Here is a 25,124-nt window from a genome sequence, read left to right as displayed (position 1 = left end):
GATGACGGCCGTCGAGCGGGAGGAGACCGCGTCCACGGCCGGCTTCGAGCTGCACCTGGACAACTTCGACGGGCCCTTCGACCTCCTGCTCAGCCTCATCGCCAAGCACAAGCTCGACGTCACCGAGGTCGCGCTGTCGAAGGTCACCGACGAGTTCATCGCCCACGTCAAGGCCGGCGGCAGCGTCTGGGACCTCGAGCAGACCACGTCCTTCCTGCTGGTCGCCGCGACGCTGCTCGACCTCAAGGCGGCCCGCCTGCTGCCCCAGGGCGACGTCGAGGACGAGGAGGACCTCGCGCTGCTGGAGGCGCGCGACCTCCTCTTCGCCCGGCTGCTGCAGTACAAGGCCTTCAAGCAGGTCGCCGCCGTCCTCGAGACCCGCCTGGCGGGGGAGTCGCGGCGCCACCCGCGGGCCGTGGGGCTGGAGGAGCGGTACGCCACGCTGCTGCCCGAGGTGCTCATCGGCATCGGGCTCGAGCAGTTCGCCGCGCTGGCCGCCAAGGCGCTCGCGCCGAAGCCGGGCCCGCCCGAGGTGAGCCTGCAGCACATCCACGCCCCTCGGGTGAGCGTGCGCGAGCAGGCGGCCCTGGTGGTGGACCGGCTGCGGCGTACCGGCACGATGACCTTCCGCACCCTGTGCGGCGACAGCCCCGACACGCTCACCACGGTGGCGCGGTTCCTGTCGCTGCTCGAGCTGTTCCGGGAGGGAGCGGTCGCCTTCGACCAGGTCACCCCGCTCGGCGAGCTGACCGTGCGGTGGACCGGGGAGGACGACGCGGACGTCGACGACCTGGTCCGCGACGAGTTCGAGGGTGCGCCGCCGGCGGAACACCCGCCCGCAGACGAGGAGGCCGGTTCGGATGAGTGAGGCCAGCACGGACCACGGCCCCGAGGCCGGGACCGGTGACGGGACCGGCGCCGAGACGCTGGAGGTGCCGCTCGTCGACCTGCGCCCGGCGCTCGAGGCGGTGCTGATGGTCGCCGACCAGCCGCTCGACGTGCCCACGTTGGCGGCGGCCGCCGGCCACCCCGCGCCCGACGTGACGGCCGCGCTCGCGCAGCTCGCCGCGGAGTACGACGAGCAGCAGCGCGGCTTCGAGCTGCGCAACGTCGCCGGGGGATGGCGGTTCTACACCCGCGAGGCGTTCGCCGGGGTGGTCGAGCGCTTCGTGCTCGAGGGCCAGCAGGCCCGGCTCACCCAGGCGGCGCTCGAGACCCTCGCGGTGGTCGCCTACAAGCAGCCGGTGTCCCGGGCGCGGGTCTCGGCCATCCGCGGCGTGAACGTCGACGGTGTGATGCGCACCCTGCTCAGCCGCGGCCTGGTCGAGGAGGCCGGACAGGACCCCGAGACCGGTGCGAACCTGTACCGCACCACCGCCTACTTCCTCGAGCGGATCGGCGTCACCTCGCTGGACGACCTGCCCGAGCTGGCGCCGTACCTGCCCGACATGGACGACCTGGAGGACGAGCTGTCCGAGATGAGCGCCCCGGCGCCCGAGCCCCCGACCGAGCCCGAGCACGAGCCCGAGCACCTTCCCGAGCCGGCCCCGGAGACGGGGCCGGGCACCGAGCCCGACGGAGGGACCGAGCCCGCATGAGCACCGGAGGCAGGGAGATCCAGACCGACGAGGACGGGCTGGTCCGGCTGCAGAAGCTGCTGGCGCAGTCCGGCGTCGCCTCGCGGCGGCGCTGCGAGGAATTGATGCTCGAGGGTGCGGTCGAGGTCGACGGGGAGGTCGTGACCCGGCTCGGCACCAAGGTCGACCCGCGCACCGCGGTGATCCGTGTCGAGGGCAAGCGACTGCCGCCGGTCTCGGCGCACGTCTACCTCGTGCTGAACAAGCCGCGCGGCGTCGTCTCGACGATGTCCGACCCCGAGGGACGCCGCACCTTGCAGGACCTCGTCGACGACCGGCCCGAGCGGCTCTTCCACGTGGGTCGCCTCGACACCGACACCTCCGGTCTGATCCTGCTGACCAACGACGGTGACTTCGCCCAGCGGATGGCCCACCCCTCCTACGAGGTCGACAAGACCTACGTCGCGGAGGTCGAGGGCGAGGTGTTCCGCCGCACGACCAAGGCCCTGCTCGAGGGCGTGACCCTCGAGGACGGCCCGGTGACGGTGAAGAAGGTCCGGGTCGTCGAGACGTACAAGGACCGGTCGATCGTCGAGCTGGTCATCCACGAGGGCCGCAACCGGATCGTGCGCCGGCTGCTCGACCACGTCGGGCACCCGGTGCGGCGGCTGACCCGGACCGCGATCGGCCCGGTGCAGCTCAAGGGCCTGGCCCCCGGCGAGCTGCGCGACCTGACCCACGACGAGCTCGGCGAGCTGCTGGACTCCGCGAAGCTCTGACCGGCGGCCGCCGGCGACGGAGGGCGGTGCCCGGCGGTGCCGGCGCGCCACCTAGTGTTCGGCCGGTGGGAGGGGTGTTCGCGGGGTACGCGACGATCGCCTCCCTCATCGCCCTCGGGGTGCTCCTCGCCCACCTGCGGGTCATCGACGCGGCCGGGCAGCGCACGCTCTCGACCCTGGCGTTCTACGTCGCGAGCCCGGCCCTGCTGGTCACCGTGCTCGAGGACAGCGACCTCGGGGCGCTCTTCTCCGGGGCCCTCGTGGCGACCACGGGCGCGGTGCTGCTCACCGGCCTCGCGTACGTCGCGCTCGCGGCGCTGCGCCGTCGGCCGCTGGGCGCGACCGTCGTGGGGGCGCTGTGCGCGGCGTACGTCAACGCCGGCAACCTCGGCCTGCCGATCGCGGCGTACGTCCTGGGCGACCCGGCCCTGGTGGCCCCGACGCTCCTCCTCCAGCTCCTCGTGCTGCAGCCGCTGGCGCTGACGCTGCTCGACGTGGACCGCAGCGAGACCCGGCTGTCGGTACGGCGCATCCTCGCGCGGCCGGTGACGAACCCGATCACCGTCGGCTCCGCCCTCGGCCTCGGCTTCGCGCTGACCGGGCAGCAGCTGCCCGCGGCCGTGCACGACCCGCTGGCCCTGGTGGGCGGGATGGCCGTGCCCTCGATGCTGCTCGCCTACGGCATCAGCCTCCGCCTGGGACCGCTGCCGGGCAGAGGAGTGCCGCCGGTCGAGCTGGCCGGGGTGGTCGGCCTGAAGCTCGTGCTCCAGCCGGTCCTCGCCTACGTCCTCGGCCGCTACGCGCTGGACCTGTCCTCGGCGGGGCTGCTCGCGGTCACCGTCCTCGCGGCGCTGCCGACCGCGCAGAACGTCTTCGTGATCGCCTCCCGGTACGAGCGCGAGCCGATCCTCGCCCGCGACGCGATCTTCGTCAGCACCCTGCTGTCGGTGCCCGCCGTCGTCCTGATCACCGCCCTCGTGGCCTGACCGGGTCGCGGTGGCCACGCGTCGAGCCACCCGGCGGCGGGACGGCGGGCGGCCGATAGCCTGACCCGGTCGGTGAGGGACCAGGCGAGTGCGGGCGAGAAGGAGAGCGAGACGTGGCGGTGCGGGCGATCCGGGGAGCGACCCAGCTCGAGGAGGACTCACGCGACCACATGCTCGAGCGGGTCGCGGAGATGGTCACCGACGTCATGGAGGCCAACGGGCTGGTCGTCGACGACGTGATCTCGGTGATCTTCACCGCGACCTCCGACCTGGTCTCGGAGTTCCCGGCGTACGCCGCCCGCCAGCTCGGCTTCGGCGAGGTCCCGCTGATCTGCGCCCGCGAGCTGGAGATCGAGCGCTCGATGCCGCGCGTGGTCCGGATGATGGCGCACGTGGAGACCGACCTCCCGCGGGCCGACGTCACCCACGTCTACCTGCACGGCGCCGCAGCGCTGCGGCGCGACCTGACCCGCACCCGCGACCTGCCGGATGCCTGAGCCGCTGCCCGGGAGCACCGGGACGAGTGGGATCGCCGGGCCGGTCGAGGTCGTCGGTGCCGGGCTGCTGGGCACGTCCATCGGCCTGGCCTGCCGCCGCGCCGGCCTCGAGGTGCTGCTGACCGACACCGCGGGGGAGAACGTCCGCACGGCCTCCGGCCTGGGCGCCGGCCGCCCGCGCGCGGTCGGCGACCGCCCGGCGCTCGTGGTCGTGGCGGTCCCGCCGGACCACCTCGGCGAGGTGATCGCGGCCGCCCTCGACGCCACCGAGGGCACCGACGCGGTCGTCACCGACGTGGGCAGCGTCAAGAGCGTCCCGCTCGCGGCGGTCGCGGACCACCCCGGTGCCGCGCGGTACGTCGGCAGCCACCCGATGGCGGGCAGCGAGCGGTCCGGCCCGCTGGCCGGCTCCGCGTCGCTCTTCGACGGCCGCCCGTGGGCGATCACGCCGCACGCCGGCTCCGCACCCGCTGCGGTCGAGACGGTCGAGGCGCTGGTGCGGCTCGCCGGCGGCGTACCCGTCTGGCTGACGCCCGCCGAGCACGACCGTGCCGTGGCACGCACCTCCCACGTGCCCCACCTGCTGTCCGCGCTCGTGGCCGCGCGGCTCGCCGCCGGACCCGAGAACCACCTCGCGCTCTCCGGCCAGGGCGTCCGGGACGTGACCCGCGTCGCCGCGGGCGACCCCCGGCTCTACGGCCAGATCGTCAGCGCCAACGCCGACGCCGTCGTGGCGCTGCTCGACGAGGTGCGGGCCGACCTCGACCGGGTCCGCGACGCCGTGGGACGCGGCGACCGGGGTGCGCTCGAGGAGGTGCTCGCGCACGGCGTGCAGGGCACCCGGGTGATCCCCGCCAAGCACGGCGGGCCGGCCCGGCCGATGGCGTCGGTCTGGGTCTCGGTCCCCGACCACCCCGGCGAGCTCGCCCGGCTCTTCGCCGACGCGGTCGCCAGCGAGGTCAACATCGAGGACGTCCGCATCGACCACGACCCCGGCCGACCGGTGGGTCTGGTCGAGCTGCTGGTCGAGGAGTCGCGCGCCGAGCACCTGGTGACCTCGTTGGAATCACGGGCCTGGTCCACCCACCGGTAGGCTGCGCGTCCGTGACCAGCACTGCCGCGGACCGTTCCGACCTGTTCCCCGACAGGCTCGTCGTCGCCGTCGACGGCACCTCCGGCTCCGGCAAGTCCAGCACCTGCCGCGGCGTCGCGACCCGCCTCGGCCTGCGCTACCTCGACACCGGGGCGATGTTCCGGGCGATGACCTGGTGGATGCTCGAGCACGGCGTCGACGTCCACGACCCCGCCGCGGTCGCGGCGCGGGCCGACGAGCCGGTCATCGTCTCGGGCACCGACCCCGCCGGACCGACCATCACCGTCGACGGCACCGACGTGGCCGCCGCGATCCGCACCGACGAAGTCACCGGCTCCGTCTCGCCGGTCAGCACCGTCCCGGAGGTCCGGGCCCGGCTGCTGCGGCTCCAGCGCGACATCATCGGCGCCGACGTCGACCCGACCGGGATCGTCGTCGAGGGGCGCGACATCGGCTCGGTCGTCGTGCCGGACGCCCCGGTCAAGCTGTACCTCACCGCGGACGCCGCCGCCCGCGCCACCCGTCGCGCCGCCGAGCAGGGCGCCGCCGACATCGCGACCACCGAGCAGCTCCTGCTCTCGCGCGACGCCATCGACTCCGGCCGCGCCACCGCGCCGCTGGTGATGGCCGACGGCGCCGTCCACGTCGACACCACCGGCTACACCCTCGACGAGGTGATCGAGCTGGTGGTGGGCATGGTCGACCGGGTCGGGACGTGACCCCGGCGGCGCCGGCCGTCCACCGGGAGCGGCCGCGCAGCGACCAGGTCCGCTTCCCCCCGCGCTACCTCCTCCACCCGCTGCGCCCGGTCGCGCGCGGGCTGGTCCGACGGCGGTACGACGTGCGCGTCCTGGGCAGCGACCAGGTCCCCGCCTCCGGCCCGGTGATCTTCGCCGCCAACCACCTCGGCGTGGCCGACGGGCCGTTCCTGGCGATGTTCGCCCCGCGCCCGGTGCACGCGCTGACCAAGCTCGAGATGTTCCGCGGCGCCCTCGGCCGCTTCCTGCTCGCCTCCGGCCAGGTGCCGCTGGACCGGTTCAACCCCGACCCGTACGCCGTGAAGGTGTGCCTGCGCGTGCTGCGCGACGGGGGAGCGGTCGGCATCTTCCCCGAGGGCGCCCGCGGCGGCGGTGACCTCGGCCGCTTCCACCGCGGCGCGGCGTACTTCGCCCTGGTGACGGGCGCTCCCGTGGTGCCCGTGACCTTCCTCGGCACCCGTGCGCCGGGGGCCCACATGGGCCAGCTGCCGCCGCGCGGGACCGCCATGGCCGTCTGCTTCGGTGCGCCGTGGCACGTCGGCGCCGTACCGTGGCCCCGCACCCGGGAACAGGTCGAGCACGCCTCGTTGTTGTTGAGGGAGCACATGTTGGTCCACCTGGACCACGCACGCAGGTCGACCGGGCTGGAGCTGCCGGGTCCGTTGCCAGCCACCGATGTCGAACCCGACCCCGCCACCGGGGTCACCGAGCAAGGAGCACCATGACCGAGGTCCTCGGACCCGTCCCCGTCCTGGCCGTCGTCGGCCGCCCCAACGTCGGCAAGTCGACGCTGGTCAACCGCATCATCGGCCGACGCGAGGCCGTCGTGGAGGACGTCCCCGGCGTCACCCGCGACCGCGTGCCGTACGACGCCAACTGGGCCGGCCGCGCGTTCACCGTCGTCGACACCGGCGGGTGGGACCCCGACGCTCGGGGGCTCGCCCACTCGATCGCCGCGCAGGCGGAGGTCGCGGTCAGCCTGGCCGACGCCGTGCTGTTCGTGGTCGACGCCACCGTCGGCATCACCGACGCCGACGAGGCCGTCGTCCGCATCCTGCGCAAGTCCGGTCGCCCGGTCGTGCTGGCCGCGAACAAGGTCGACGACGCCCGCACCGAGGCCGAGGCGTTCGGTCTGTGGAACCTCGGCCTCGGTGAGCCGTACCCGGTCTCAGCCCTGCACGGCCGCGGGTCCGGCGACCTGCTCGACGCCGTCCTCGCGGCCCTGCCCGAGGCGCCGCCGGAGCGCGAGCCCGAGGTCGGCGGCCCGCGCCGGATCGCGATCGTGGGCAAGCCGAACGTCGGCAAGTCCTCGCTCCTCAACCGCCTCGCGGGCGAGGAGCGGGTCGTCGTCGACAACGTCGCAGGCACCACCGTCGACCCCGTCGACGAGCTGATCGAGCTCGGCGGGCGCGAGTGGCGCTTCATCGACACCGCCGGCATCCGCAAGCGCGTCAAGGAGGCCTCGGGGCACGAGTACTACGCCTCGCTGCGCACCAGCACCGCCATCGACCGCGCCGAGGTCGCCGTGCTGGTCCTCGACGGCTCCCAGTCGATCTCGGAGCAGGACGTCCGGATCCTGCAGACCGTCCGCGAGGCCGGCCGCGCGCTGGTCATCGCGTTCAACAAGTGGGACCTCGTCGACGAGGAGCGTCGCTACTACCTCGATCGAGAGATCGAGCGCGAGCTCGTGCAGGTGCAGTGGGCGCCGCGGATCAACGTGACCGCCCGCACCGGGTGGCACGTCGACCGGCTCGTGCCCGCGCTCGACAAGGCGCTCGAGGGCTGGGAGACGCGCATCGGCACCGGTGCGCTCAACACCTTCCTCGGTCGGCTCGTGGCCGAGCACCCGCACCCGGTGCGCGGTGGCAAGCAGCCGAAGATCCTCTTCGGCACCCAGGCCTCGGTCGCGCCGCCGACATTCATCCTGTTCACCAGCGGCAAGCTCGAGGCCTCCTACGAGCGGTACGTCGAGCGCCGGCTGCGCGAGGAGTTCGGCTTCGTCGGCACCCCGATCGTGCTGCAGCAGCGGCCGCGGGAGAAGCGCAAGCGCTGACCTCCCCGGGTCGTGTGCCCCACGACGCGTCTCGCCGCGTCCTCGGGCACACGACCCCGGATTCCGGTCCTGGCCGAGGGCTGCGGTAGTGTTCACGCGCCCGCTCAGGCGGGCACTCGGGCTGTGGCGCAGCTTGGTAGCGCACTTGACTGGGGGTCAAGGGGTCGCAGGTTCAAATCCTGTCAGCCCGACCGAGAAGCGGCCCCTGACCTGCGGAAACGCAGATCAGGGGCCGCTAGCTTTTTGAACTGGATCGTCTTATGTCGCGTTTATGTCCCGAAAACTCGCGCTGATGACCCAGCTTGCGTGGCAGCCCGACGTCAGGCCGGCACCCGAAACAGCCGGAGTCAGTCGTCCGATGCGGTCGCTGTGGCCCGGCCGGCGAAGGATTGCAGGATGTGCGTCACGTCGGGTGTGGTCCGGTCCTTCTCGATGTAGAACTCCTTGGTGATCGCATCTGAGGAGTGACCGAGGACGCGGGCTGCGGTGTCGGAGTCGACCAGGCGGTTGATCAAGGTCGCCACGGTCTTGCGGAAGGTGTGTGGCGTCACCCAGTCGAAGCCGGTGTCTTCGCGGATCGTGCGCCACCTCCGCTCGATGTTGCCGACCTGGTGCCAGGTGCCGTTGCGCGTGGCGAAGACCGCGTTGTAGTGGTTGGGTCGTTGCTCCAGTCGGCGTGTCATCAGAACGTCGACGGCAAATGGTGGTAGCGCGATGGTGCGCTTCGACGCGTCCGACTTCGGCTTGAGTTTCCGATAGGTGCCCTTACCCGTCTCCGTCTTGATGGTGCCGGTGATGGACACCGTCGGCGGGGTGGCCTTCAAGTCGATGTCTGTCCATCGGATCGCGAGTACTTCCCCGATCCGGCACCCTGTGGCGAGCAGCATGTCGACGATGTCTGGCATGTCCTGGTTCGGCTTCGGACCTGGCCGCTTCTTGGTCATCCAGGCGTCGACAGCGGAGCGGACCGCATTGAGATCGTCCACGGAGAGCGCTTGGACCTCCTTCTTTTGGCCCCGCAGTCGGGACGTGGAGGAAACCGGGTTGGCCGGAAGCGCATCGTCGATGACTGCGACGTCGAACATCATCTTGAGGACCGTCTTGGTCTTCTTGCGGCGGCTGTGGGAGTCCTGAGATCTGATGAGCCGCTCCAGGCGCCCAGCTGTCGCCTCGCGCAGGCGAATGCTGCCAATGGCCGGATTGATGACGTTGTCGATGATGCGTTGATACTCGTTCGCGGTGGTTGCTTCGGAGCGCTGTTCGGCGCGATATAGCGAGAGCCAGATCTCGGCAACCTTGCTGATCCGCATGTCGGGGCCGATGAGGTCACCCGTTGGCGCGTTTCGATCGGCGATCTTGGCTTTGAGTTCTCGCACTGCTGCGGCGGTACTTCGACCGGTGCCCTTGACTTCGCGCGTGACGCCGTCGAAGTCGCGGAAGCGCGTTCTTGCGCGGTAGACGCCGGGACGCACCTCGTTTGTCGTGATGGTCCCGAATGTCCCGATGGGCAGCGGGGGGCGAGCCATGGGCGTTCCTTACTGACGTCTGTGCTTTACCGATGTCGTGGACGCGTCCGTCGCGACATGGAGCTTTGCCGCCCGGACGTCGTCACTTGGTCGGCCCCAGGGCCTCGATTATCGCTTGCGATGCTCTCCTCGGTTTCGAAGTCGGGGGTCTCGGCATGATCCTCGATCCACGAATCGAGATCTGAACGGCGGTATCGCAGTGCGCTGCCTACCTTCACTGCGCGTGGTCCGAACCCCGGGCGTCGGGTGCGCCACGTGTAGAGCGTCGACTTTGCGATTCCGATGTAGGCGGCCGCTTGATCGATATTCATGGTGGCCGGGGTGAGGGCGAACCGGACGCGTTCTGCCGGACCGGCCCCGTCGGTCGCCGGCGTGGCACGTTCGCTCATGCTCGTCATGGTGTCCTCAGAACCGCGTTCGCTCTCCGGAGCCGGCGGCGGTCGGTGACCGCCGACGTTGAGTACTTCCTCTGCCGTTGTCATCTCGTGTCTCCTTCGGATTGCTGGGGTCTCGGTGGTCTCAGTCCACGTGACGTCTGACGTTCACCTAAGTGGTCCGACAGGCGCTGGGCGATCAATGCCACCCGGGGGCTCTCCGAATGGCTTGCCGTGGTTCGGCGAAGATGTCGTGACGCCGTGGCCGCCTTGGTGGGCGGTGTCTGCCTCGTTGGGCCGAGGGGGAAGGTGGCTGTTGTCGTTCGAGCGCGCGAGCATCGCCGTGGTGGCGGCAACAGACGCTGCGGATGCGGTTGCCGTACTCACGGAACGCAAGGCATCCGCGACCGGCTGGGGCACCGTGACGACGCGTCGGGCGAGGATGTCGGCGGGGGAGACCCATACAACGTCGCCCTCGGTCGGCGGGCTGGCCAGCCCGGACTCGACGTCGTTGTGCGCTCGGCGGGACAGGGCACGCGCTGGGCCGGTCAGGTTGGGGGTGTCGGCCTTCTCGGCGATGACGTGCGCGAGCTCGGAGCCGGCCTCGATCGCGCGGAGGCTTGCCATGGTGGCCTGGGGGAGTTCGGGGCAGACGGCGATGGCCTCTGGTGTCGCCAGGGTGGCGGTGTCGTGGGTGATGTGGCGATAGGCGGCTCGGACCTCTGCGGCCGCGCGAGCCAAAGGCTCGTCGAGGTGGGCGGCCGGGGGAACCAGGTCGCCCCAGCGGCTGGCCAGGTTGCTCCAGGAGCGGCCTGCGTCGGCGATCGCGGGCACCAGCCGCTCCGAGAACTCGAGGACGCCGGCGGTGGCGGCCGAGTTGACGAGGACCATGCTGGCGCCGGCGATTAGCCCTTCTGTGCGGGTGATGAGCAGGACGTTGGCCGGCGCGAGGTGGCGGGCCAGGGCGCGGTGAGACTGGATGTCCCAGTTGGCCAGCGCCTGCGCCAGTCGGCCGGGGTCGTCGACAGGGCGGATGGCCTCGCCGGCGAGAGCGTGGGGGAACCGGTCTGTCAGGTAGCTGCGGGCGGTGTTCTCGCACGCGGACATCCGGTCGACCCAGACCCCGGTGGGTGCCACCGCGTAGGGGGAGTGGTGCTGGGCCAGCTGGACGCGGCGGCCTGATTCGCGGGCGTCGGTGACGCGGTCGCGGCCGTTGTCGTGCAGGGCGACGTTGGCGGCGTGGGCGGTGAGGTAGAGGCCGTGCATGATCCTGGTGCGCGCTGCGTCGAGGTCGCGGTGGGCCTCGGTCTGCTCGTGCGGGATCTCGGCGCCGTAGCGGCGGACCAGGGCGGCGGCGGTGAGGAGGGTCTGGGTCATGTGGTCAACGCGGGGGTTGGTCGGCCCCTGACCTGGCCAGGCTTTCCGGCCGGACAGGCTGGACTCGATGGTGGCGGCCTGGGCGGAGAGGCTGGTGATGGGGCGGTCGCGCTCGTCGACGCCAGGTCGCCGGCCAGGGAGGGATGCCCACAGGTCCTCGGCGGCCGCGACCATCGTCGGCCAGCTGCGCAGCAGCGTGCCGGCGTCGTCGCCTCCTACGTCCATGAGCAGCTGGCGGGCCAGGTAGTCGACGTCGAAGAGCATCTCGCCGACGCTGCGCACGTCGCGCGAGGTCATCGGGATCTGGTCGACGTCGAAGAGCTCCTGGTCGATGTCGGCGTACGCCGGGCGCAGGTCAGTAGCCAAGGCCGCGGGCTTCCCGGATGAGGTCGCACAAGTCGACGACCAGCTGCGAGCCGTGGACGAGGTCCGGCTGGTGCAGCGGCAGTGGGCGGGTCAGCTCCTCAGCTTCGGTGAGCAGCTGCAGCGGGGTGCGCTCCTCGAGGTCGGCGAGCAGGTCGACGACCTCGGGCAGCTCGTAGTCGTCGGGCAGCAGGGCGCTGGCCCGGGAGTGGGCGAGGTAGACACCCAGCCCGAGGTCGTGGAGCGGGGAGTCGGCGGCGGCCGCGGCGAGGTCGGTCCACACCTGGGTAGTGGCCTGGTGCAGCAGCTGGGCTATCGAGCCGAGGCGGTCCCAGGTGCCGTCAGCGTTGAGGGTGTCCACGGGCGTTCCTTTCGGTTGGAGGTCGGTCTGGCCGATGAACCCACGTCCCGGTCGCGGCCCGCTGCGCCGAGCGGCGGGCTGTGGATAACTCGGGGTGCTGTCGGCACCTGGGCACAAACTGGTCTCGTTCGCCTATGTCGTCCGGCGGGTGTCGGACGATCACCGCGAGCAAGGTCAAGAGATCGGCACTAGTGCTGAAAGATGGAGGAGGGTCGAGATGAGGTTCCCGATGACCGTGCTGAGGGTGGTGACGCTTGGGCCGGCACTGCTGGTGAGCTTCGTCCTCACGGTGGTGGTGTGCGCCCTGCTCCCGCCGGCACTTGGCCTGGTGGTGTTCATGGCTGCGGGCGGTGTGCTGGTCGCGCTCGCGCTGGGGCAGCTGCAGGAGCCGGCGATCGCCGCGCTGACTAGGTCGCGGCCGGCGACCGAGGCTGAGTACGGCGTGCTGACGCCGGTGCTGGCCGAGTTGGGTGGCCGCGGCGTCGACGTCGGCGCGCTGTTCGTACGCCGTGTGCAGCGGCCGAGCACCCCGGTGGCGGTGGCGATGGGCCCGCGCATCGCGGTGGTTAGTCCTGGGCTGGTCGAGGCGACGTACCGCGGCGGCGTGACTGCCGCGGAGGCGGCCGCCGCGGTGGCTCATGCTGTCGGCCGACGTCAGGCGCTCCGGCCGAGGCTGGAGCTGGCCGTGCTTGCGGCGACGACGCCGTGGCGGGTAATGGTGGCGACGTTCCGCGGCGTGGGCCGGCCGTTCGTCTGGCTTCCGTTCATGCGGCTGGCCTGGACGCTGCGGGGCGTCGTGGGGGTTATCTGCGTGGTGCAGTCGGTCGCCGAGGGGCGTGCTGCTCCCGGGCTTCTCGGCGGCGCTGTCATCGCGCTGACCTACCTGGTGCCGGCAGCAGGCCGGCGTATCGAGCTCCGCGTCGAGGCCGAGGCAGACCGGTTCGTGCTCGCGCTCGGTCTCGGTCCCGTGCTGGCAGGCCTGCTGCGGCGCTTCGGGCACCCGATGACGCTCGAGCGGATGCGGCAGCTGGAGGCGGCCGTGCAGTCTCAGCGGCCGCGGCTGCACTTGGTGCGCGGCTGAGGCTGTTCGCTGGCAGGTCTCGCGGCAGCCGGGCAGTGGGCTACTGGTCGTCGGCGAAGCCGGACGTGGAGTGATGCACGCAGCCGCGGCCGTCGCCCTCGTGCGGCTTGTGGTTCATGCACGGCAGCGAACCGAGCTTGTGCGAGCAGTCGACCCAGCGGACGGTCGAAGGTCCGGTGGTCGGTGCGAGTGCGGTAGCCATCGCGGCACCCTGTCGGCGCGGGCCGCGGTGGCGGCCGGGCTGGGGCCGCTGGTAGGCGGCGGTGTCGGTGTGGTCGTGCTGGCGGCCGGACCGGTGGACCTGTGCGATCTCGGCGTCGGGGGAGGGGCCGGTGTCGGCGGCCGCGGCCTGCGCGGGTGCTTCCTCGCTGGCGCTGATCTCCTCGGCGCGCTGTCGCGCCTCTTCCTCGAGCGCGGCTCCCTCGCGAGCGGCGTCACTCATGTGAACTCCCATGGGTCCCGTGGACCGGCATGGGCTGCACCGGTCCTCCTGGTCACCTATGTGCGGATCCAGGCTCCGGGCGATCACCGCGGGCCCGACTTGACTGGAAACTCGCAGGGCCGTGCCGGTGCTCAGGCCGGCTGGGCCGGCAGTATGCCCCAGCACTTGTGTCGTGTGCTCGAGGACTGCGTCGAAACCGGTCCCGCTCGTGCGGTCGCAGCACGGATGGGTGTCGAAGCCCTCTTCGACGACGCGGGGGTGCAGTTGGCCATCGCAGGTACGACAGCGCCGGTCGGCGTGGGTGGGGCACCCCTGACCACCACGGCGCAGGGCAGGCACGCCGCGGGCGGCGGGGGAGTCACCTGGTGGTCGCGGTCCCAGTCGCGCTTCTCCCGGTCGACCGCCGCTTTGAGCAGCTGCTCCCTGAGCCGAGGACGCGTTTGTCGACGCCGCGGTTGTAGCACCAGCGGGCTTGTGTAACGAAGTGTATGTCGCCGATCCGGGTCAGCGACTGACGTTGGAGCTGCGTGTCCCAGGCCTGCTGGCTGCGCCTGGCGTGCGCGCTGCGAGTCGACGACGGGCGGCATGGTCGGGGTACTCGCCTGCGGAACCGATCTCGTCGACGCCGCGGCCAGATCGATCGCCGTGCGGATGGGTCGTCTCACTCAGGCAATCGGCCAGGTCCTCGACGCCGACCTCCAGGACCCGCTCGAGGATGTCGGCGATGCCCCCTGGCGAGCCGTCACACTCGGCGACCAAGGCCTCGGCCAGACGATCGAGGGCGGCGTCTCCGCGGGCGGTGAAGGTGACGAGACCGGGGACCGGGTTCTCGGCTGGGGGAATGCTCATGGTCCACCTCGCTTTCTGGTCACCTAGGTGCGAAGGAGGTTGGTAAGCGATCAGCCCGATCTGCGACACCAGGAGAATCCGCCGGCTATCGCGCGGGAGAACTCGCGGCCCTGTACGGGGCTTGCGCCGGGCGGCCAGCGGGGGCAACGCCACCGAGGGTGACACCGAGGCTGGGCGCGACTTCGTGCCCAAAGTCATTCGCCGAGCGGCGAGGAGTGTCCGCGTGGCCAGCGGCGCACTCACTGAGAGACGGACGGGCTCCGCGGCTCACGTCGTCGGTCCGGGGCGACCCAGACTGACCGATCCCGCAGGCGATCGGTACCGCTAGTGTTCGTCGGCGATGGCCTCCGGAATCGACCCCGACGCGTTGAGGGCTGCTCGCGAGGAAGCGGGGTTGACTCAGCATGAGTTGGCGCGCTTGGTGGGAGCGGCTGGGGGTGAGCGCATCTCTCGCTGGGAGTTGGGCACGTCATCTCCGCGCCCCGACTTCCTGGTCAGACTCGCCAAGGCCCTCGACATCCCGACGCTGCGTCTGATCCACCTCGACGGTGAGGTCCCCGACCTCAGGGCGCTGCGCCTGCAGGCAGGGCTCACCGCGCCGAAGCTCGCGATGGCCGTGAAAGTAGCCGTCCCGACCTACTACACCTGGGAGCAGGGGCGGTGGGCCCGACTCCCTGCACCTGAGTCGCTTGAAGCGCTCGCCCGCGCCTACGGGGTGGCCGTCGATGCGGTGGTCGCGGCTTTCCGTGAGTCCCAGCGACAGCGCCAGCGGCGCGGAGACACATCGGGATGACGAGTGCGCAACTGCAGCCGGGTTTCGACGCTATCCACAGGCGAGTAACTGATTCCGGAAGAAGCGGACAATCTGTGGTCCCATGGACTCCGGATCATTCGGAGGCGTTGACGCTAATTCCATCGGGGGAATGAGCTGCGCAACCCTTCCGGTCAGGACTGGGCGATGTCATCTCGGAATCGGTCACCTGTGGAAACCGAGCCGCTCGATAGAAATGCACTAGTGTGGTGGTATCGAGTGAGGCTCGTGGTGATCGCCGAGAGCCCGTCTTGACACGTAGGTGATCGAGACACGAGAGGACTCGGGATCCATGTCGCTGAACACCGCTCAAAGTGCGCCGGGCGAGGCGCCCTCCGCCAGTCGACCTGCGCCTAATCTCAACAACAGTCCACGGCTCAAGCGGCGCCGCAGGCCGTGGGTTTTCGCACTTTGTGCTGCCCTTGTCGCCGCCGGCGCCCTGGGAACCGCGTTCGCGTTCACCGCGGTCAACGACACCCAAGAGGTCCTGGTTGTCAGCCGTGACATCAAGCGCGGCGAGACGATCGAGGCCGGTGACCTCTCGGTGGTGCGGGTGAGCGTCGACCCGGCACTGAGCCCGGTCGCCGGGAGCCAGGGGGCCGAGCTCGAGGGCAGCCGCGCCGCCGTCGACCTGTGGGCCGGCACCCTGCTCACCGAGGAGGCCGTCACCGACAGCCTGGTGCCGGGGGAGGGGGAGTCCCTGGTGGGCATCAGCCTGACCCCGGCGCAGATGCCGTCCGAGCCCCTGTACTCCGGTGACGTCGTCCGGATCGTCACGACGCCCGGCGACCAGGGCGAGATCACTAACGAGGACCCGGTCACGGTCGAGGCAGTCGTCGTTGCTGTTAGCCGCGTGCAGGAGGCCGGCGAGACCGTGGTCGACGTCTCTGTCCCCGAAGGCGACGCCGCCGACCTGGCCGCCCGCGCAGCGACCGGGCGGGTCGCACTGGTCCTGGACACTCGGGAGCGCTGAGCGATGGCGCTGATCGTCCTGGCTTCAGCCAGCGGTTCGCCCGGCGTCTCCACCACGGCGCTGGGGCTCACCCTCAACTGGCACCGTCCCGTGCTTCTGGTCGACGCCGACCCGACCGGCTCCTCCTCGGTCTTCGCCGGCTACTTCCACGGCACCCAGGAACCCACTGGCGGGCTGATTAACCTCGCCCTCGCGCTGCGCGAGGGGACACTGGCTGCAGCCCTTCCACGCGAGACACTGTTGCTGAACCCCGAGGCCCCGGCCGAGCGGGCGCCCTGGTTCCTGCCTGGCATCCGCGCCCACCAGCAGGCCCCGAGCCTGCTGCCGCTATGGGAGCCGCTCGCCGAGCAGCTGCGCGCGATGGACCGCAACGGGCAGGACGTCATCGTCGACGCCGGCCGGCTCGGTCTCGCGGGCTGGCCCCAGCCGCTCGTCGCTGCCTCCGACCTGACCCTGCTGGTCACCCGCAGCTCACTGCCCGCGCTGGCCGGTGCACGCTCGTGGGCCAAGTCGCTGCGCGACCAGTTCGCCACCGTCGGTGGCCTCTCGCGACTCGGCCTCCTCGTCGTCGACGAGGACCGTCGGTGGCCGACGATGCCCACGGGCGTCCCGCGGGTGCGTCCCTACACGCCGCGCCACATCGCCAAGGCGCTCCAGATCTCCGTCGCAGCGTCGGTGGGCTGGGATCCCGAGGCCGCGGAGGTCTACTCCCACGGCGCCCGCAAGCCCCGCAAGTTCGACTCCTCCGACATGGTGCGCAGCTACCGCACCGGAGCGTCCTTGATCCACTCCGTCCTCACCTCCAACCAGGCCGCCCTCGCCCACCCGACCGGAGGCCGCGCATGACCACCAACGGACACCAGCCCGGAGACCGCGAGCCGCTCCGCGCCGACGAATGGCTCGCGGCGCGACACGCAGACCGCGGCCCGCGCTCCCCGTTCGCACGCGGCCGCGGCACCAACGGCAACCCGCCGGCCACGCAGCCACCCCCGCCGCCGGTGCCGACCAGCGAGGACCACGACCCGACGTCGCTGCCGATCTTCGCCGGCGCCTGGACCAGCGAGGACCAGCCGCCGGGCCGCACCCGCTCGGACTTCACGCTGCGCCCGCTCGTCGCCAACCCTGACGACCAGCCGCACGCGAGCGCCGCCACCGACTACTACGACGGCGCAGACGTCGGGGAGGTCGAGCTGGACTGGGAGCTCATCGCCCAGTACCGGGCCGAGATTTCCTCCCGGCTGACCGCCCGGCTGGACAAGGAAGGCGGCCGGGTCACCGACGAGGACCGCGAACAGATGGGCCTTGACGTCATCGAGGAGTTCATCAAGTCCGAGGCCGAGACCCTCGTCTCGACCGGCCGTCCGCCGTGGAGCCGCCAGCAGGAGAACGCGCTCAAGGCCGCGCTCAAGGCCGCGCTGTTCGGTCTGGGCCGGCTGCAGCCACTGGTCGAGCGCGAGGACGTGGAGAACATCATCGTCATCGCCCGTGGCCCCGAATGCGCCGTGTGGCTAGAGCTCGTCGACGGCACCCTGGTCGAGGCCGCCCCGGTCGCCGACTCCGAGGACGAGCTGCGCGAGTTCCTCGCCGACCTCGGCTCCCGGCAGAACCGGCCCTTCACCGAAGCGCGTCCGCACCTGGATCTGCGCCTGCCCGGCGGCGCCCGGCTCGCGGCCGGCTCCTGGGTGATGGCCTACACCTCGGTGGTGATCCGCCGGCACGGGATGCGTGAGGTGTCGATGGACGAGATGGTCTACGACCGCAAGGCGTGCGGCGCGGTCCTGGCCGACTTCCTTGCCGCCTGCGTCCGCGCCGGCAAGAGCATCGTCGTCTCCGGAGTCCAGGGCTCGGGTAAGACCACCTGGGTCCGCGCCCTGTGCTCGTGCATCCCGCCCTGGGAGATGATCGGCACCTTCGAGACCGAGTTCGAGCTGCACCTGCACGAGCTGGTCGACCGGCACAAGATCGTCCACGCCTGGGAGCACCGGCCCGGATCCGGCGAGGTGGGCATCGACGGCCGCCAGGCCGGTGAGTTCAGCCTCGAGGAGGCCATCCACCACTCCTTCCGGTTCAATCTCGCCCGCCAGATCGTCGGCGAGGTCCGCGGTCCGGAGGTCTGGAACATGCTCAAGGCCATGGAGTCCGGCCCGGGGTCGATCAGCACCACCCACGCCCGCAGTGCCGAGCACACCATCGAGAAGCTCGTCTCCTGTGCCATGGAGAAGGGCCCGCAGGTCACCCGCGAGCTCGCGATCAGCAAGCTCGCCGCTGCCATCGACATCGTGATGTACCTGCGCTCCGAAGTCGTCCCCGCTCAGGATCAAGCCGGCGACGGCACCTTCCGCAAGCAGCGCTGGGTCGAGGAAGTCCTGGTCGTCCAGCCCAGCATCGACGCGGCCCGCGGGTATGCGACCACCCCGATCTTCGCCCCGAACCAGCTCGGCCAGGCCGTCGCCACCGGGAAGCTCGACAACTTCCTCGCCCAGGAGCTCGCCCGCCACGGGTTCGCCCTCGAGGCGTACAAGGCCGAGTCCGTCGCAAATGAGGGGGCAGACCCGGGGATGGCGATCTCATGACCGTCTTCCTACCCGCCGTCTTCGGGGCGCTCATCGTCATCGGCCTGATCGGCATGGTCTACGCGCTGATCCCCGCACCTCCGAAGCCGCCGCGGCCCGCCCGGACCCTCACCCCGTTCGGCCGGGCGGGTGGCTGGTTCGCCCGGCTCAACCCGCGCACCCGGATGCTGGTCATCGGCGGCGCTGTCGCCGGCCTCCTGGTCGCGTTGCTGACCGGCTGGGTGATCGCGATCGTGCTGGTCCCGGCCGCGTTCGTCGGTATCCCGCTGCTGCTCACGCCCCCGCCGGCGGCCGCGAGCGTCGAGAAGCTCGAGGCGCTCGAGGAGTGGACCCGGTCACTGTCCGGCAAGCTCACGGCCGGACAGTCGCTGCGCTCGGCTCTCATCAAGTCGCTGCAGTCGGTGCCGGCGCCCATCGAGCGCGAGGTCGGCCTGATGGTCTCTCGGCTCTGGAACAACACCGCCACCACCGAGGACGTGCTGCGCGCCTTCGCTGAGGACCTCAACGACTCCACCGGCGACGTGGTGGCCAGCCAGCTAATCCTCGCCGCCAGCGGTCGCGGGCAGGCCGGCCTGGCCAAGGCGCTGGACGCCCTCGCCGAGACCGTCGCGGCCGACGTGCGCGCCCGCCGCCAGATCGCCGCCGACCAGGCCAAGCCGCGCACCACCGCCCGCACGGTCACCGTGATCACCCTCGGCGTCCTGGGCATGCTCGCCCTCACCGGCGACTACATCGAGCCGTACGGCAGCCCGCTCGGCCAGGTCATCCTTGCCGTCCTGCTGACCGCCTACGTGGCCACGCTGCTGTGGATGCGCCGGATGGCGGTAGCCAAGCCGCTCCCGCGCTTCCTCGACCTCCAGGCTCGCGACGCGCACCGAGCGGCGCACCGGGCGGCGCGCGGGGAGAAGGAAGGAGCACTCGCATGACGGGCCTCCAGCTCGCGCTCGCCAGCGGCACCCTCCTCGGGCTCGCTGTTGCCCTGCTCGTGTGGCGCCTGGTTCCGTCGGACCCCGACCTCGCCGACGCCTTGGACCGGCTCTCGCCCGGCCACGTCGTGCCCCGCCGCAGAGCCGGCCCGCTCGACGTCGAGGAGAGCACCGAATCCGGATCGCTCGTCGACCGGATCGGCGTGTGGGCGATCAAGAACCTGCCCGGGGGAGCGTGGGCACACACGCCGCGCAAGGACCTGGCCATCCTCCAGATCAGCGAGACCAGGTTCTACGGCGAGAAGGTCGTCTGGGCGCTGCTCGGCCTGGCGATGCCGCCGCTGTTCGCGGCGTTCTTCGCGCTGATCGGGCTCCCGCTCCCGTTCGCGATCCCCACCTTCGGGTCGCTCGGGCTCGCCGCACTGTTCTGGTTCATGCCCAACTACAATGCCACTGACGACGCCAAGAAGGCCCGCATCGAGTTCAACCGAGCCCTGGGCGCCTACATCGACATGGTCGCCACCGGAGTCCGCGACGGCTCCAGCGGCCAGCAGGCGCTGCGCTCCGCGGCCGAGGTCGGCGACACCTGGGTGTTCAAGCGGATCGAGAGCGAGCTGCGCCGCGCCCGCTACATGACCCGCGCCCCCTGGGACTCCCTGCACGGCCTCGCCGATGACCTCGGCGTCCCCGAGCTCGACGACCTCGCCGACATCATGCAGCAGTCCGGCCAGGACGGCGCCCAGATCTACAACAACCTCCGCGCCCGCGCCGCCGCACTCCGCTCGGCGATGCTCAGCGCCGAACTCGGGAAGGCCAACGCCGTCTCCGAGCGCATGTACATCCCCGCCAGCCTGCTCGGCATCGTCTTCATGGCGATCCTCGTCACCCCGTCGATGCTCCGATTCGCGACCTAACACCGACGTCAATCCCGGGACACCACGAACTCCACCACCCAGAAAGGAACACCCCGATGTTGAAGCTCTTCATCACCCTCCAGGTGACTGCCCTCGCCGTGATCGCCAGCATGGAGGACCGCATCGTCAAGCACCGACCCGACGAGCGCGGCTCGGTCACGATCGAGCAGGTCATCTGGGCCGGCGCGGTCATTTTCATCGTCGGCATCGTCGTCGCCGCGATCAGGGCGTTCGTGACCAGCGAGGCCGGAAAGATCAAGTAGGTCGTCCATGTTCTCCAGCTCTCGCCGCCGACGTCGGGACGAGCGCGGTTCAGTGGCCATCCAGATGGTCTTCCTGATGCCGGCGCTCTTCGCGGTGATGTTCCTCGGTGTCCAGGGCGCGCTGTATTACCACGCCCGCGAAGTAGCGCTCGCGGCCGCGCAGGAGGGCGCACGCGAAGCGGGCAGCGAGAACGGCAGCCGTGAGTCCGGAGTGGCGACCGCGAACGGCTTCCTCCAGGACGCCGGCGGATCCGACGTGATGACGTCGACCAGCGTCTCCGGGGCACGGACCACGACAACGGCCACGATCACCGTCACCGGCAAGTCCATGAGCGTGATCCCCGGCTGGCACGTGACCGTCAGCCAGAACGCCAGCGTCCCGGTCGAGAGGCTCACCGAATGATGGGGCAGAGCATCTGGGCACGCGCCTTCAACCGCAGCCGGGACGAGCGCGGGACGGTGGCCATCGAGGCCGCGATCGGCGTCCCGGCCTTCGGGCTGTTCGTGGCGATGATCATCCTCGGCGGCCGCGTCGAGATCGCCAAACAGTCCGTGGAAGCAGCCGCGTACGAGGCAGCACGGGCAGCCTCGATCGAGCGAACCCAGAGCGAGGCGATCGCCGCAGGCAGGTCCTCGGCCGCAAGCAGCCTGCACGACCAGGACGTGAACTGCACGAGCACGAACATCACGGTCAACGCTGCGGCGTTCAACGCACCGATCGGGAACACCGCCCAGGTGAACGTCACGGTGACCTGCACGGTCAACCTGTCGGACCTGAGCATCCCGGGCGTACCCGGCACCCGCACGATCACCGCAACCGCGAGCAGCCCCGTCGACGCATACCGGGAGCGCCGATGATGAGGCACCAGATTCGGCGACAGCGCGACGAGCGCGGCGCCATCAGCGTCTGGTTCACCACCGCGTCACTGGTGATGATCATCTTGGTCGGGATGACCGTCGACCTCGGCGGCAAGGTGCACGCCCAGCAGCAGGCCCGCAGTGCCGCGGCCCAGGCCGCCCGCACCGGCGCCCAGGGGGTCCAGGGCTCGACCGCCCTCCGCGGCGAGGAGCTCCGCGTCGACATCAACGCCGCCAAGTCCGCCGCGCAGGGCTACCTCAACGCCGCCGGCGTGGAGGGCAGCGTCACCGTCGTGAACGGCGACACCCTGATCGTGCGCACCACCGACACCTACGACAGCAAGTTCCTCGGGATCGTCGGGCTGGACTCGATGAGGGTCACCGGGGAGGCGTCTGCACGGCTCATCCGCGCCCAAGGAGGCATCGAACGATGACTACGCCCACCCTGCGCCAGCGGCTGACCGGGCTCCTCGCCATGGTCGCCGTCCTCGGCATCATCATCGGCCTGCCGGCCCTCTTCCTCGCGATCGGAGCCAACCCGATCCCCGACCAGGCGCCGAGCTGGGAGAGCGTTAAGGACTCACTCCTCGCACCCGACGACGGCACCCTGATCCTGGGCCTGTTCAAGGTGATCGGCTGGGCCGCGTGGGCCTTCATGACCCTCAGCCTGGTTGTGGAGACCATCGCCCGGCTCCGCAGGGTCGAGGCGCCCAAGCTGCCGGGTCTTGGTCGCCCGCAGGCCGCGGCCCACGGACTGATCGGACTCGCTGCCCTGCTGTTCATCGCAGCGCCGATCGCCGCTCAGGCTGCCAACGCCGGCCCGGCCGCCGCGTCCGCGCCGGCGGCGGTGGGCCATGTCCGGGCCGGGACCGTCGACCAGACGCTCGCCCAGCACGGCGTGAAGGTCGAGGCGAAGCAGGAGCGCGCGACGGTCAATCACTCGGTCAAGCCGGGGGAGAGCCTGTGGTCGATCGCTGAGGACCACTTCGGTGACGGCGCGCGCTATAAGGAGATCGCCGAGCTCAACCGCGAGCTCCTCGGCTCCCGGCCCAGCTTCCTCGAGCCCGGCTGGGTGCTCAAGCTGCCCGCCCCGGACGACGGAGCGCCCTACAACACCAACCGGCACGCCTACACCGTGCAGCCCAACGACACACTCAGCGACATCGCCCACGACGAGCTCGGCGACGCCGATCGGTGGCCGGAGATCTACAACGCGTCCATTGGCATCACCCAGCCCGGCGGCGCCCACCTCGCCGACCCCGACGTGATCGACGTCGGCTGGAAGCTCAACATCCCCGGAGCCCAAACACCGGCCGGTCACGACGACCGGCAGCAGCAGCCGCAACCTCGCGAGGACAAGCCCGAAACCCCCGCCGAACCCAAGACCGAGCAGCAGCCGGTCGACCCGCCGGCCGAAGAGACGCCGCCGGTCCCCGAGACCGAGGCCCCGGAGACCGCCGCGCCCGAGCTCCCGCAGGCGGAGGAGCCGACGGCGCCGGCCGCCGACATCGACCACGTCGACGACACCGTCGACTCGATCCTCGAGGCGCCCTGGGTCCTCGCCGGTCTCACCGGCGGGGGCGTGCTGCTGTCCGGGGCACTGCTGATTGCTCTGCGGTCTCGTCGGCGCTCCGCCTACCGGAACCGGCCGCCGGGTCGAGCGATCGCCGCCCCGCCGCCCGAGCTGGCGCCGGTGGAGATGACGCTGAACGCGACCGGTGCCGCGGCGGCCGCCACTGTGGAGTTCGCCGACGAGGCCCTGCGGCGTCTCGCGGCCGCGGTCGGAGCCCAGGGCACCACGATGCCGCCGCTGGCGGCCGTCGAGCTCGGGAAGGGCAAGCTGACGCTGCACCTGAGCGCCCCGGCCGCCGTCCCGGGTCCCTGGGTGGGCAGCCCCGACCAGACCCACTGGCACGTCAGCACGGACACCGCGGTGGAGGACCTCGGCCCCGACACCGGCAACGTCGAGCCGCCCTACCCGCTGCTGGCCACCATCGGCATGAGCGACACCGGCGAGACCTGGCTGCTGAACTGCGAGGAGCTGTCCACGCTGACCATCAGCGGCGACCCCACCTACGGCCGCGACTTCGCCCGCCACCTCGCTGCTCAGCTGGCCGTCAACCCCTGGTCGCGCCGCGTCCAGGTCGACTGCATCGGCGTGGCCGAGGAGATCGTCGCCATGGACGAGCGGATCCACTACTACCCGACCGGGGCGGCCGCGACGCCGGCGACCGCGGAGATCCTCGCCGCCGCGGTGACCGCGGTCGACCGGGCGAAGCGACACGACACTGACGTGTCCACGGCCCGCACCGGCAGGGTCGACGACGACACCTGGCCCGCCAGAATGCTGCTCCTCGACGCCGCAGCCGGAGACCCCGACGATCTCGAGCAGTTGCTGCAACTGGTCAACGGTCACGTCGGCCAGTCCGCGATCTCCATCGTCGTTGCCGGCGAACGTCCGAACACGCCCGGCGCGCTGCTGCACATGACCAAGACCGGTCGCGTCGTCCTCGAGCACGTCGGCCTCAACCTCATCGCCGTCGGCCTCACCAGCGACGAGGCCCGCGGCTGCGCCCTGGTCTACGCCCAGAGCGAGACCCCGGAGTACGTCGACACGCCCGCGGACGAGACCGCCACCGACGGCTGGGAGGCCTACACCGACTCCTCCGGAGCTCTGCGCCACGAGTACACCCTGCCCCGGAACACCCCCGAGGGAGCCGTCGACGAGCCCCTATCCTCCCTGCTCGAGGGCGAGGACGAGGAGTACATCCGCGAGAGCGCGATCGTGCAGGAGGACCTCGAGGCGCTGGCGCCGAAGGTGCCAGCCCACGTCCGCGCCGAGGTCGAGGAGAAGGACCCCACCCTCGACCACGACATCGCCGACTGGTTCTCGTCCAACTGCGACCGCCCGCGCCTCACCATGCTCGGCCCGGTCACCGCACGCACCCACGGCAAGGCACTCGCCAAGCGCAAGCCCTACTTCACCGAACTCCTTTCGTTCCTCGCCCTGCACCGCAAGCACGGCGCTACCCGCGAGCAGATCCGCGAGGCGTTCTCCATCTCCGACGGCAAGGTGCGCGACTACACAAACATCGTCCGCGACTGGCTCGGTCCTAACCCCCGAACCGGCGAGGACCACCTGCCCTACGCGGACAAGGCACCGGCCGCCAAGCTCACCGGGGTCAACGTCTACCAGGTCGACGACGGCCTGCTCGTCGACCTGGATCTGTTCATCCGCCTCCGCAAGCGCGGGCAGAGTCGAGGCGGCGCCGAGGGTGTCGCCGACCTCTGCACTGCGCTCGAGCTCGTCGGGGAGGCCCAACCGTTCAGTCAGCTGCGCGAGGAAGGGTGGGCATGGCTCGCCAACGAGCCTGACCGCGTCGACCTCATGGCGGGCGGGTGGATCGCGGACGTCGCCCTCATCGTCGTCACCGAGGCGCTCGCGGCCGGTGACCTGATCAATGCCCGCTCCGCCGCCTACGTCGCCAACCGCGCCGACCCCGACGGCGAGAGCACCCGACTGTGCCTGGCCCACGTCATGAAGGCAGAGGGCGACCAGCTCGAGGCCGACCGGATCCTGCGCGAAGAGATCTGCAACCGGTCCGACGACGGCGACGCACCCATGGAATTGTCGGAGCGCACGAAGACCATCATCCGTACACACGGCTGGCTCGCGAGCTGACTCGGGAA

General features: G+C 71.1%; 27 protein-coding genes and 1 tRNA gene. 22 read left to right on the top strand and 6 right to left on the bottom strand.

Translation table 11 applies throughout. The features are described 5' to 3' along the window. Nucleotide 1 precedes the first annotated feature (1 nt). From OSR43_RS11665 to OSR43_RS11620, 10 genes are all read left to right on the top strand, one after another. Nucleotides 2-868, top strand: a complete 867-nt coding sequence (locus OSR43_RS11665) for a ScpA family protein (RefSeq protein WP_302266725.1) — start codon at nt 2-4, stop codon at nt 866-868. Continuing rightward, nucleotides 861-1,598: an SMC-Scp complex subunit ScpB gene (gene scpB, locus OSR43_RS11660; RefSeq protein ID WP_302266724.1), complete on the top strand. Its 738-nt coding sequence runs from the start codon at nt 861-863 to the stop codon at nt 1,596-1,598. The genes OSR43_RS11665 and scpB overlap by 8 nt, the downstream gene beginning before the upstream one ends. Continuing rightward, nucleotides 1,595-2,356 carry a pseudouridine synthase gene (locus tag OSR43_RS11655; protein ID WP_302266723.1) on the top strand — a complete coding sequence of 254 codons (762 nt, stop codon included), beginning with the start codon at nt 1,595-1,597 and terminating at the stop codon, nt 2,354-2,356. Before scpB ends, OSR43_RS11655 begins: the two co-directional genes overlap by 4 nt. Nucleotides 2,357-2,421: 65 nt before the next feature. After that, nucleotides 2,422-3,342: an AEC family transporter gene (locus tag OSR43_RS11650; protein ID WP_302266722.1), complete on the top strand. Its 921-nt coding sequence runs from the start codon at nt 2,422-2,424 to the stop codon at nt 3,340-3,342. Between the two features lie 113 nt (nt 3,343-3,455). After that, complete coding sequence (gene aroH / locus OSR43_RS11645; protein WP_302266721.1) at nt 3,456-3,839, top strand: chorismate mutase; 384 nt, start codon at nt 3,456-3,458, stop codon at nt 3,837-3,839. Then, nucleotides 3,832-4,932 (top strand): prephenate dehydrogenase, encoded by a 1,101-nt coding sequence (locus OSR43_RS11640; RefSeq protein ID WP_302266720.1) that lies wholly within the window; start codon nt 3,832-3,834, stop codon nt 4,930-4,932. The genes aroH and OSR43_RS11640 overlap by 8 nt, the downstream gene beginning before the upstream one ends. Before the next feature lie 11 nt (nt 4,933-4,943). Further along, nucleotides 4,944-5,651, top strand: coding sequence for a (d)CMP kinase (gene cmk / locus OSR43_RS11635; protein ID WP_302266719.1), 708 nt, complete (start codon nt 4,944-4,946; stop codon nt 5,649-5,651). Beyond that, the gene (locus tag OSR43_RS11630; protein ID WP_302266718.1) at nt 5,648-6,415 is read left to right on the top strand and encodes a 1-acyl-sn-glycerol-3-phosphate acyltransferase; all 768 of its coding nucleotides are present in this window, start codon (nt 5,648-5,650) and stop codon (nt 6,413-6,415) included. The genes cmk and OSR43_RS11630 overlap by 4 nt, the downstream gene beginning before the upstream one ends. Further along, nucleotides 6,412-7,743 (top strand): ribosome biogenesis GTPase Der, encoded by a 1,332-nt coding sequence (der, locus tag OSR43_RS11625; RefSeq protein ID WP_302266717.1) that lies wholly within the window; start codon nt 6,412-6,414, stop codon nt 7,741-7,743. The genes OSR43_RS11630 and der overlap by 4 nt, the downstream gene beginning before the upstream one ends. Before the next feature lie 117 nt (nt 7,744-7,860). Beyond that, nucleotides 7,861-7,934 (top strand) — tRNA-Pro (locus OSR43_RS11620). Between the two features lie 156 nt (nt 7,935-8,090). Here OSR43_RS11620 and OSR43_RS11615 read toward each other — a convergent pair. From OSR43_RS11615 to OSR43_RS11605, 4 genes are all read right to left on the bottom strand, one after another. Continuing rightward, entirely contained in the window at nt 8,091-9,269 is a 1,179-nt protein-coding gene (locus OSR43_RS11615; protein WP_302266716.1) for a site-specific integrase, read from the bottom strand. 26 nt (nt 9,270-9,295) lie between these two features. Beyond that, on the bottom strand, nt 9,296-9,580 hold the full coding sequence (locus OSR43_RS21310; protein WP_367891528.1) for a helix-turn-helix transcriptional regulator: 285 nt from the start codon (nt 9,578-9,580) through the stop codon (nt 9,296-9,298). Nucleotides 9,581-9,811: 231 nt separating this feature from the next. Then, the gene (locus tag OSR43_RS11610) at nt 9,812-11,284 is read right to left on the bottom strand and encodes a hypothetical protein (RefSeq protein WP_302266715.1); all 1,473 of its coding nucleotides are present in this window, start codon (nt 11,282-11,284) and stop codon (nt 9,812-9,814) included. A gap of 91 nt (nt 11,285-11,375) precedes the next feature. Further along, complete coding sequence (locus tag OSR43_RS11605) at nt 11,376-11,744, bottom strand: hypothetical protein (protein ID WP_302266714.1); 369 nt, start codon at nt 11,742-11,744, stop codon at nt 11,376-11,378. A gap of 217 nt (nt 11,745-11,961) precedes the next feature. On the opposite strand from OSR43_RS11605, the gene OSR43_RS11600 reads away from it, so the two are divergent. After that, nucleotides 11,962-12,825: a hypothetical protein gene (locus tag OSR43_RS11600; protein WP_302266713.1), complete on the top strand. Its 864-nt coding sequence runs from the start codon at nt 11,962-11,964 to the stop codon at nt 12,823-12,825. Between the two features lie 40 nt (nt 12,826-12,865). Here OSR43_RS11600 and OSR43_RS11595 read toward each other — a convergent pair whose 3' ends face one another. Together OSR43_RS11595 and OSR43_RS11590 are read right to left on the bottom strand one after the other, a co-directional pair. Further along, nucleotides 12,866-13,267, bottom strand: coding sequence for a hypothetical protein (locus OSR43_RS11595; protein WP_302266712.1), 402 nt, complete (start codon nt 13,265-13,267; stop codon nt 12,866-12,868). Between the two features lie 504 nt (nt 13,268-13,771). Then, complete coding sequence (locus tag OSR43_RS11590; protein ID WP_302266711.1) at nt 13,772-14,116, bottom strand: hypothetical protein; 345 nt, start codon at nt 14,114-14,116, stop codon at nt 13,772-13,774. Nucleotides 14,117-14,456: 340 nt separating this feature from the next. Here OSR43_RS11590 and OSR43_RS11585 point away from each other — a divergent pair, with 340 nt between their 5' ends. The 11 genes from OSR43_RS11585 to OSR43_RS11535 all read left to right on the top strand — a co-directional run bounded on the left by OSR43_RS11585 (nt 14,457) and on the right by OSR43_RS11535 (nt 25,116). Further along, nucleotides 14,457-14,909 carry a helix-turn-helix transcriptional regulator gene (locus OSR43_RS11585; RefSeq protein WP_302266710.1) on the top strand — a complete coding sequence of 151 codons (453 nt, stop codon included), beginning with the start codon at nt 14,457-14,459 and terminating at the stop codon, nt 14,907-14,909. Between the two features lie 310 nt (nt 14,910-15,219). Next, entirely contained in the window at nt 15,220-15,900 is a 681-nt protein-coding gene (locus OSR43_RS11580) for an SAF domain-containing protein (protein WP_302266709.1), read from the top strand. Between the two features lie 3 nt (nt 15,901-15,903). Further along, on the top strand, nt 15,904-16,746 hold the full coding sequence (locus tag OSR43_RS11575) for a hypothetical protein (protein WP_302266708.1): 843 nt from the start codon (nt 15,904-15,906) through the stop codon (nt 16,744-16,746). Then, nucleotides 16,743-18,473 (top strand): CpaF family protein, encoded by a 1,731-nt coding sequence (locus OSR43_RS11570; protein WP_302266707.1) that lies wholly within the window; start codon nt 16,743-16,745, stop codon nt 18,471-18,473. The genes OSR43_RS11575 and OSR43_RS11570 overlap by 4 nt, the downstream gene beginning before the upstream one ends. Continuing rightward, nucleotides 18,470-19,399 carry a type II secretion system F family protein gene (locus OSR43_RS11565; RefSeq protein WP_302266706.1) on the top strand — a complete coding sequence of 310 codons (930 nt, stop codon included), beginning with the start codon at nt 18,470-18,472 and terminating at the stop codon, nt 19,397-19,399. The genes OSR43_RS11570 and OSR43_RS11565 overlap by 4 nt, the downstream gene beginning before the upstream one ends. Then, nucleotides 19,396-20,313: a type II secretion system F family protein gene (locus OSR43_RS11560; protein WP_302266705.1), complete on the top strand. Its 918-nt coding sequence runs from the start codon at nt 19,396-19,398 to the stop codon at nt 20,311-20,313. The genes OSR43_RS11565 and OSR43_RS11560 overlap by 4 nt, the downstream gene beginning before the upstream one ends. Before the next feature lie 56 nt (nt 20,314-20,369). Then, the gene (locus OSR43_RS11555; RefSeq protein ID WP_302266704.1) at nt 20,370-20,576 is read left to right on the top strand and encodes a hypothetical protein; all 207 of its coding nucleotides are present in this window, start codon (nt 20,370-20,372) and stop codon (nt 20,574-20,576) included. A 52-nt stretch (nt 20,577-20,628) separates the two neighbouring features. After that, a complete protein-coding gene (locus OSR43_RS11550) occupies nt 20,629-20,979 on the top strand; it encodes a TadE family protein (protein ID WP_302266703.1) in 351 nt (116 codons plus the stop codon). Continuing rightward, nucleotides 20,979-21,434 carry a TadE/TadG family type IV pilus assembly protein gene (locus tag OSR43_RS11545; protein WP_302266702.1) on the top strand — a complete coding sequence of 152 codons (456 nt, stop codon included), beginning with the start codon at nt 20,979-20,981 and terminating at the stop codon, nt 21,432-21,434. Before OSR43_RS11550 ends, OSR43_RS11545 begins: the two co-directional genes overlap by 1 nt. After that, nucleotides 21,434-21,868: a TadE/TadG family type IV pilus assembly protein gene (locus tag OSR43_RS11540; RefSeq protein ID WP_302266701.1), complete on the top strand. Its 435-nt coding sequence runs from the start codon at nt 21,434-21,436 to the stop codon at nt 21,866-21,868. The genes OSR43_RS11545 and OSR43_RS11540 overlap by 1 nt, the downstream gene beginning before the upstream one ends. Further along, nucleotides 21,865-25,116, top strand: a complete 3,252-nt coding sequence (locus tag OSR43_RS11535) for a LysM peptidoglycan-binding domain-containing protein (protein ID WP_302266700.1) — start codon at nt 21,865-21,867, stop codon at nt 25,114-25,116. The genes OSR43_RS11540 and OSR43_RS11535 overlap by 4 nt, the downstream gene beginning before the upstream one ends. Nucleotides 25,117-25,124: the final 8 nt, after the last annotated feature.

The sequence above is a fragment of the Nocardioides sp. Arc9.136 genome, assembly GCF_030506255.1.
In the GTDB taxonomy this organism is placed as follows: domain Bacteria; phylum Actinomycetota; class Actinomycetes; order Propionibacteriales; family Nocardioidaceae; genus Nocardioides.
The sequence above is the reverse complement of the archived record's forward strand: the minus strand, read 5'-3'. Positions and strand labels throughout refer to the sequence as shown.